General features: G+C 70.7%; 7 protein-coding genes and 1 pseudogene. 6 read left to right on the top strand and 2 right to left on the bottom strand.

From position 1 onward, the window contains the following. Both AC08OP_RS07995 and AC08OP_RS08000 read left to right on the top strand, forming a co-directional pair. Positions 1–178: pseudogene (locus AC08OP_RS07995) on the top strand (diaminopimelate epimerase); the annotation flags it as partial. 1 nt (position 179) lies between these two features. Next, positions 180–683, top strand: a complete 504-nt coding sequence (locus AC08OP_RS08000; protein WP_476613596.1) for a VOC family protein — start codon at positions 180–182, stop codon at positions 681–683. Here the strand turns inward: AC08OP_RS08000 and AC08OP_RS08005 are convergent. Beyond that, positions 605–1,282 (bottom strand): helix-turn-helix domain-containing protein, encoded by a 678-nt coding sequence (locus AC08OP_RS08005; RefSeq protein WP_476613597.1) that lies wholly within the window; start codon positions 1,280–1,282, stop codon positions 605–607. The genes AC08OP_RS08000 and AC08OP_RS08005 overlap by 79 nt on opposite strands. A 445-nt stretch (positions 1,283–1,727) precedes the next feature. Between AC08OP_RS08005 and hflX the strand changes: the two genes are divergently transcribed. Continuing rightward, positions 1,728–3,188, top strand: a complete 1,461-nt coding sequence (gene hflX / locus AC08OP_RS08010) for a GTPase HflX (protein WP_476613598.1) — start codon at positions 1,728–1,730, stop codon at positions 3,186–3,188. Between the two features lie 65 nt (positions 3,189–3,253). On the opposite strand, the gene lexA is transcribed toward hflX, so the two are convergent. Continuing rightward, positions 3,254–4,024, bottom strand: coding sequence for a transcriptional repressor LexA (gene lexA / locus AC08OP_RS08015; RefSeq protein ID WP_476613599.1), 771 nt, complete (start codon positions 4,022–4,024; stop codon positions 3,254–3,256). 304 nt (positions 4,025–4,328) lie between these two features. On the opposite strand from lexA, the gene AC08OP_RS08020 reads away from it, so the two are divergent. From AC08OP_RS08020 to AC08OP_RS08030, 3 genes are all read left to right on the top strand, one after another. Next, complete coding sequence (locus AC08OP_RS08020) at positions 4,329–4,715, top strand: LysM peptidoglycan-binding domain-containing protein (protein ID WP_476592083.1); 387 nt, start codon at positions 4,329–4,331, stop codon at positions 4,713–4,715. Between the two features lie 338 nt (positions 4,716–5,053). Beyond that, entirely contained in the window at positions 5,054–5,599 is a 546-nt protein-coding gene (nrdR, locus tag AC08OP_RS08025; RefSeq protein WP_476613600.1) for a transcriptional regulator NrdR, read from the top strand. 322 nt (positions 5,600–5,921) lie between these two features. Further along, positions 5,922–7,462 (top strand): LAGLIDADG family homing endonuclease (locus tag AC08OP_RS08030; RefSeq protein WP_476613601.1); only part of this gene is annotated, 1,541 nt, incomplete at its 3' end.

Consider the following 7,462-nt stretch of genomic DNA (forward strand, 5'->3'; position numbering starts at 1 on the left):
CTGGGCGGCCCGGCGAGGTGCTCGGCCGGCGGGTGCGCCGGCCGAGGTCGAGGTGGATGTGCCCGGCGGCGGCCTGGTCGTGATCTGGCAGCCGGAGACCGTGCTGTTGCGAGGGCCCGCCGAGCTGGTCTTCGACGGCGTGCTGCGCCGTGCGGAGGTCCACGACCCGGTCGGGTGAGGTGTCCGTTTCCTACAAGACCCGGCCCGCCTGCCGGCCCTACGGTGCCCTCATGCCACCATCGTTCACCCTGACCGGTGTGATCGTCGCTGATATGGCCCGGTCCCTGGCGTTCTACCGCCGGCTCGGCCTCGATCTGCCCGCCGGAGCCGACGCCCAGCCGCACGTCGAGGTGCAGCTGCCCGGCGGTCTACGCCTCGCGTTCGACAGCGAGGCGACCATCCGATCCTTTGATCCGCACTGGTCGGCGGGTACCGGCTCGCCGCGGGTCGGGCTGGCCTTCGCCTGCGACACGCCGGACGAGGTCGACGAGGTCTACGCCGACCTCGTCGGCGCCGGTCACGCCGGCCACCTTCCGCCCTGGGACGCCTTCTGGGGCCAGCGGTACGCGGTCGTGCTCGATCCAGACGGCAACCACGTCGACCTCTACGCCCCACTACCCGTAGTGGCCGCGACATCCGCGACATCCGCGACATCAGCTACCGAGACGTCCAGTTCGTCCTGAACGTTGGCAGTTCGGATGAGACGGGTCGGCGGAACTCCGGCGAGCGCGCGTACCTCCCGGGCGAGGTGCGCCTGGTCGGCGTAGCCGGCCTCGGCCGCCACGACCGCGAACGGGATGCCGGCCCGCGCCGCGTGCAGGGCGTCCTGCATCCGGAGGATCCTGGCGAGCGTCTTCGGGCCATATCCGAAGACGCGCCGGCAGCGACGCAGCAGCTGGCGTTCGCTCAGCCCGACTATGCGCGCGAGGTCGTCCACGGGCGCCCGGGCGCGGGCACCCGCCAGAACGGCGGGAACCAACCGGTCCACGAGCGCCGGGTGAACGGGCCGGGCGATGATCGACGACTCGAATGCGACCAGGGGATCAGCGGCCATGGCGAGCCGCTCGGCGAGTCGCTGCGCCGGTCCGTCGCCCCACAGGTCGGCGAGCGGGATGCGTTGGTCGCGCAGTTCGTCCGCGGCCACTCCGAGGTGAGATGGTCCAGAGCCCGAGTCGAAGCGGAGCCCGACGTGCCGCACGCCTGGTGCCCAGCGCACCAGCTTCGCCGCCGTGTCCGGCCCCGCGACGATCAGATTGGCGTCGGAACTCCAGATGATGTCCATGCATCCGTCCGGCAACACCCGCCGGCTGCACACCAAGTCTGTGTGCCCGGTGCCGCCTGTGTGCCCGGTGCCCTCCGAGGGCCCGGTGCCGTCCGGACGCCGGTCCGCCGTCGTCCGCGTGGTGTCCGGGGGAGTCGGGCGGCCCGAGCTGTCCCAGATCGTCGCGGCGAGGCGGTGGGCCCGTCTCTCGTGGTACTCGTGGTACACGGCGCAGAGGCTACGTCGGCGGGGCGGCAAAACGGTTCGCGATCGACGTGGTGGCGTGGGACCCTGGTTGGCGACGGGATTCGCCGGGAAACGAGGGGGAGGCGCGCCACGAGTGCGGCAGGGTCTTCCGGTCCGGCGGATCCTCCTCGGGCCACCGGGTCGTGGGGCCCGGCCGGAGCAAGCGGCACGGAATGATCGCGGAATGGTGCGGTAGCGGGCCGCGTTGAGAACGGATGGTATGACACTTCCTGCTGACGCCTTCGATGCGTCCACTCTCGACAGATCCCTCATCAAGCTGACCGATGCCGATCCGTCTTACCTGCCGAACTTCTTCGACGATTCTGGGGACGGTTTCGACCTGGAGGATCGCGCCGCGTTGCGGCGGGTTCCCGGTCTCGCCACCGAGCTCGACGACGTCACCGAGGTCGAGTACCGGCAGCTGCGGCTGGAGCGTGTCGTCCTCATCGGCGTATGGACGTCGGGTTCCCCGCGGTCGGCCGAGAGCTCCATGGCGGAGCTCGCGGCGCTCGCCACGACCGCCGGTTCGGTGGTGCTCGACGCGCTCGTGCAGCGTCGCGACCGGCCGGATGCCGCGACTTACGTCGGTTCGGGCAAGGCCCGCGAGCTCGCCGAGGTCGTCGCGGCGACCGGCGCGGACACGGTGGTCTGCGATGGCGAGCTCACCCCGGGTCAGCTGCGGCAGCTGGAGGAGGTCGTCAAAGTAAAGGTCATCGACCGGACGGCCCTCATCCTGGACATCTTCGCCCAGCACGCGACCTCTCGCGAGGGCAAGGCCCAGGTCGAGCTCGCGCAGTTGCAGTACATGCTGCCCCGGCTGCGTGGGTGGGGTGAGTCGATGTCGCGGGCCGCGGCCAGTGGCGGCGGCCGGGCGCCCATCGGTACCCGCGGTCCCGGTGAGACGAAGATCGAGACCGATCGTCGGCGGCTGCGGGCCAGGATGGCGCGGTTGCGCCGCGAGCTCGCCGCGATGACGACCGTGCGGGAGACCAAGCGTTCCGCCCGGCGGCGGGGCGAGGTCCCCAGCGTGGCGATCGCCGGTTACACCAACGCCGGTAAGTCGTCGCTGCTCAACCGGCTGACCGGCGCGGGTGTCCTGGTCGAGGACGCGCTGTTCGCCACCCTCGATCCGACCGTGCGGCGGGCGACCCTGCCGGACGGCCGGGCCTTCACCCTGACCGACACCGTCGGATTCGTCCGGCATCTGCCGCATCAGATCGTCGAGGCGTTCCGCTCGACGCTGGAAGAGGTCGCCGATGCCGATCTCATCCTGCACGTTGTGGACGGATCATCGCCGGATCCGGCCGCGCAGATCTCCGCCGTGCGCGAGGTTCTCAACGACATCGACGCGGGCGGCGTTCCCGAGCTGATCGTCGTCAACAAGGTGGACGCCGTGGAGCCGACGGTCGTCGCGGGGCTGCGCCAGCTCGCCCCGGACGCCGTGTTCGTCTCGGCACGCACGGGCGAGGGGCTGGCCGCGCTGGTCGACGCGCTCTGTGCCCGGGTGCCGCATCCCGACGTGGAGATGCGCGTGCTCGTGCCCTACACCCGGGGCGACTTGGTCTCCCGGGTGCACGCGAACGGCGAGGTGCTCACGATGGAGCACACTGAGACCGGTACCCGGCTGTCCGCCCGGGTTTCCTCGGGACTCGCGGCGGAGCTGCACGCCTACCGGGCCTGAGCCCAGGAGCGATCAGACGCGAGGCAACCCGGCCGGCCGCCCGACGGGCGGCCGGCCGATCCACATCAAACCCTGCGGAGCACAGCCACGATCCGGCCGAGGATGGTCGCATCCTCACCGGGGATGTCGGCGAAGGCCGGGTTCTCCGGATGTAGCCAGATCTTGCCGGCCCGAACCCGCAGACGCTTGACCGTCGCCTCCCCGTCGATCATTGCGGCGACGATCTCCCCGTTGTCCGCGACCGGCTGCTGGCGGACGACCACCCAGTCACCGTCGCAGATCGCCGCGTTGATCATCGAGTCGCCGACGACCCGGAGCAGGAACAGAGTGCCCTCGCCGACGATCTCCCTGGGTAGCGGGAAGACGTCCTCGACCGCCTGCTCGGCCAGGATCGGGCCACCGGCGGCGATCCGGCCCAGCACCGGCACGTAGGCCGCGTCCGACTTGCTTCCTTCGGTGGTGCCCGGCGCCGCCTCACCGACGATGGGAATCGTGCCCGCCACCGTCGTCGCGCCCGCGCCCACATCCGCGCGTCGCCGGGGGTGCTCGACGGTCAGCACCTCCATCGCTCTCGGGCGGTTCGGGTCCCGCCGCAGGTAGCCCTTCTCCTCGAGCACCTTGAGCTGGTGAGCCACACTACTGGTGCTGGTGAGGCCGACCGCCTCACCGATCTCCCGCACGCTGGGCGGATATCCGCGCCGCTCCACCGCGGCCCGGATGACCTCCAGCACCTTGCGCTGCCGGGGGGTCAGGCCCGCGTCCGCGGGGCCTTCGGGAAAGGCTCGCACGTTGCCGCGGGTTCCGCCCCGGCGCGTACCCCTGCCTTGGCTAGTCATCGCTTACCGCTCTCCTCGTCGCGTTTTTCTTCCGCCGTGCGGCCACCGGCCGGCCGGTGGCCGCACGGCGGACCGTCCCGCTCCGGAAGCCGTCACCCACCGACTCGCCGCCGTCCGTGACCGAGGGAAACCGCCCGGTTCACACCCGATCGACTCGACGGTAACCGGCGGGTCGCAGAATCTCAAACGTCTGTTCGAGCGTGTTCCTGGCGGTTTCCGGTTCCCGATGCGACAATCGACCACGCGTTCGATCGAACGAAGGTTCGATCTTCGGCGTTCGGTGTCGTCGGAACGGGAGGGTGCCATGGGATCCGCACACAGGGCGCGGGTCGTCGACCTGTCGACGGCCAGGGACCGGGCGGGTCGCCGGCCGGCGGGATACCCGCCGGGTCGCCCGCCCGCACCCCCGCCGCTCCGGCTGACCCGGCGGGGTCGGGTGGTGGTGGTATCGATTGTCGTGGCGGTTGTCGTGGCGGTGGCAATCATGATCATGCCTGGGGTGTCGATCGCCGGGCCGGATGCCGCGGAGGCGCCGCGGCGCCATCTGGTCGTGCCGGGGGAGACGCTGTGGGCGGTGGCGGTGGCGCTCGACGAGAGCGCCGACACCCGGGTCGTGGTGGACCGGCTGATGCGGCTGAACCACCTGCGGTCGCCACTGATCACCCCGGGCCAGTCGTTACTCCTTCCCTGACGCCCGGCTTCCCCGGCTTCCCGGGTCCACGAGTGTCTCGGCGCGGGGGCTCGCGCACCGTCGTCTTTCGTCCACGTGCGGTGCCGCGTGCGGTGCGGACCACACGGACCATACGGGGGTGCTGTCCCCATCTCTGGGGCCGTGCGCTACCTTGGACACAACATCTGGTGCTTACCGGGGTGTAAGTCACCCACAGGTTGTTCCACAGGTCTTCCACGGGGAGCTGGCGGTCCATCCACAAGGTGGTCCGTCCGGCGTGGATGCCGGGTCCTCAACGGTGTCCCGTCGTCCCCGGTCCGGGGCGGTCGGCTCCGGCGCGGGCGAAGGAGGCGTAGCGCGTGCGGTGCCCGTTCTGCCGGCATCCGGACAGTCGCGTCGTCGACAGTCGGGAGGCCGAGGAGGGTTCGGCGATCCGCCGCAGGCGGTCCTGCCTGTCCTGCGGTCGCCGGTTCACTACGATGGAGGAGGCGTCCCTTCAGGTTCGCAAGCGCAGCGGGGCGGCCGAGCCGTTCAGCCGGGCCAAGGTCATCGCCGGTGTCCGCAAGGCCTGCCAGGGCCGGCCGGTGCGGGATGATGATCTCGCGCTTCTGGCGCAGCGGGTAGAGGATGCCGTCCGCTCGTCGGGGTCGGCGGAGGTGCCCGCGGAGGCGATCGGCCGGGCGATCCTCGGTCCGCTCCGTGAGCTCGACGAGGTGGCTTATCTCCGCTTCGCCTCGGTGTATCTGGCCTTCGAGTCGTTGACCGACTTCGAATCCGCGATCGTCGCGTTGCGCTCCGAGGCCGCCGGACCTCCCACCACGCGGGATGGACCAGCTCGACCGGTCCCGCGCGGCGCCGTCGATGCCTCGCCGGTGACCGGCACCCAGCAGGTACATAGCAGGTAGGGCCGGGACCACCCGGCCGGAAGCGTCCTACATCGCCCTGGTTCGTCGTGCCGGCCCGGTCCCGCCGGCGATGGGTGACATCCCGCGTCGCGGCCGTGCGAGGACCGCGGACCTCCCGGACGGCACACCTGCGGCCCGGCTCGACCTGGCTGGTGCCGTTCGTCATGCGTGTTCGCCGTGCGCGTGCTCGTCCCCGCGGGCACCGCCGTGCGCCGAGGCCCGGCCCCGCACCGTCCCGACGTCCGCTGGCGGCGGCCCGGGGCGGGGATGCCCACAACACATTGTTGAAGGTTGAAGCTGACGAGTGAAGACGAGGAGCGTCATGACCGACAGCCGCGGCACGAAGCCGAGCAGGTCAGCGGCGAAAGCGAGTGGGTTGAAGATCCAGCGGTCACGCACCACCGCCGGCGTCCACCCGTACGACGAGGTCACCTGGGAGTCCCGGGACGTCGTCATGACCAACTGGCGGGACGGCTCGGTCAACTTCGAGCAGCGGGGAGTGGAGTTCCCGCAGTTCTGGTCGGTGAACGCCTCCAACATCGTTACCAGCAAGTACTTCCGCGGGGCGCCCGGCACGCCGGGGCGGGAGTGGTCGCTGCGGCAGTTGATCGACCGGGTCGTGCACGCCTACGGCGCGGCCGGCCGCGAGCACGGCTACTTCGCCTCGGGCACCGACGCCGAGATCTTCGAGCACGAACTGGCCTGGATGCTGCTCCACCAGGTCTTCAGCTTCAACTCGCCGGTCTGGTTCAACGTGGGAACCCCCGCGCCGCAGCAGGTCTCGGCGTGCCAGCCCTATGATGCCCTCGTCAGCACGCCGTCCGGTCTGGTTCCCATCGGCGCCCTGGTGGAGGAGGACGCGGTGGGGACGAAGGTCTTCGACGCGCACGGTCTGACCCAGGTGATCGCGACCAAGTCCAACGGCGTCAAGGACGTCCTGCGGATCTGGACGAAGGCCGGTCACGCGCTCGACGTCACCGCCGATCATCTGGTGTGGCGGAGCACCTCCGCGGGTGCCGGGGCCTTTGTTCCCGCCGGCACGCTGCGGGCCGGGGACACCCTCGAGTGGCATCGCACCATCGCCCCTGGCGAGGGTGAGATCACCTCACGGGAGATCGCCGAGGCGGCGCTCGCGGGCCGGCTGCAGGCGGACGGTTTTGTTGGTCGGTACGCCGGTACGAACGCCTCGCTGACCATCGAGGCGATGACTGTGCCGACCTGGCTGTATGACGCTCCGCTGCCCGTTGTCGCGGCCTATCTGCGCAGCCTGTTCCAGGCCGATGGCTACGTGTCCCGCCGGGAGCGCTCGACGCTGATCGGGCTGGACATGATCAGCGAGGGCCTCATTCGCGGGGTGCAGGGCCTGCTCGCCCGGTTCGGCATCTTCGCGCGGGTACGCCGCGAGGCGGATCCGCGACCCGACCGCCACGACCTCTGGAGCCTGGGCATTCAGAACGCCGGTGACCGGCGGACATTCGCGGACGAGATCGGCTTCCTCGACCCGGTGAAGGCCGCGAAGCTGGAGGCGTCGTTCGATCAGCCCGGCCGGGCCGCGGAGCCGGTGAAGCGGTTGCAGATCGAGCGCATTGAGCCACGCGGGCCGATGCCGGTCTACGACATCCAGACCGACAGCGGCGAGTACCTCTCCGCCGGCCTACGTGTGCACAACTGCTTCATCCTCTCCGTGGACGACACCATGGAGTCGATCCTGAACTGGTACCGGGAAGAGGGGCTGATCTTCAAGGGGGGTTCCGGGGCCGGGCTCAACCTGTCCCGCATCCGGTCCTCGAAGGAGCTGCTGTCCTCCGGGGGCACCGCGTCCGGGCCGGTGAGCTTCATGCGCGGCGCCGACGCCTCGGCGGG

The sequence above is a fragment of the Frankia sp. CeRuru1 genome (genome assembly GCF_977966315.1).

What these genes read in the sequence shown, in the direction of transcription:
- AC08OP_RS08005 (WP_476613597.1), bottom strand. Translation starts at nt 1,282, where the DNA reads ATGGACATCATCTGGAGTTCCGACGCCAATCTGATCGTCGCGGGGCCG.
- hflX (WP_476613598.1), top strand. Translation starts at nt 1,728, where the DNA reads ATGACACTTCCTGCTGACGCCTTCGATGCGTCCACTCTCGACAGATCC.
- lexA (WP_476613599.1), bottom strand. Translation starts at nt 4,024, where the DNA reads ATGACTAGCCAAGGCAGGGGTACGCGCCGGGGCGGAACCCGCGGCAAC.
- AC08OP_RS08020 (WP_476592083.1), top strand. Translation starts at nt 4,329, where the DNA reads ATGGGATCCGCACACAGGGCGCGGGTCGTCGACCTGTCGACGGCCAGG.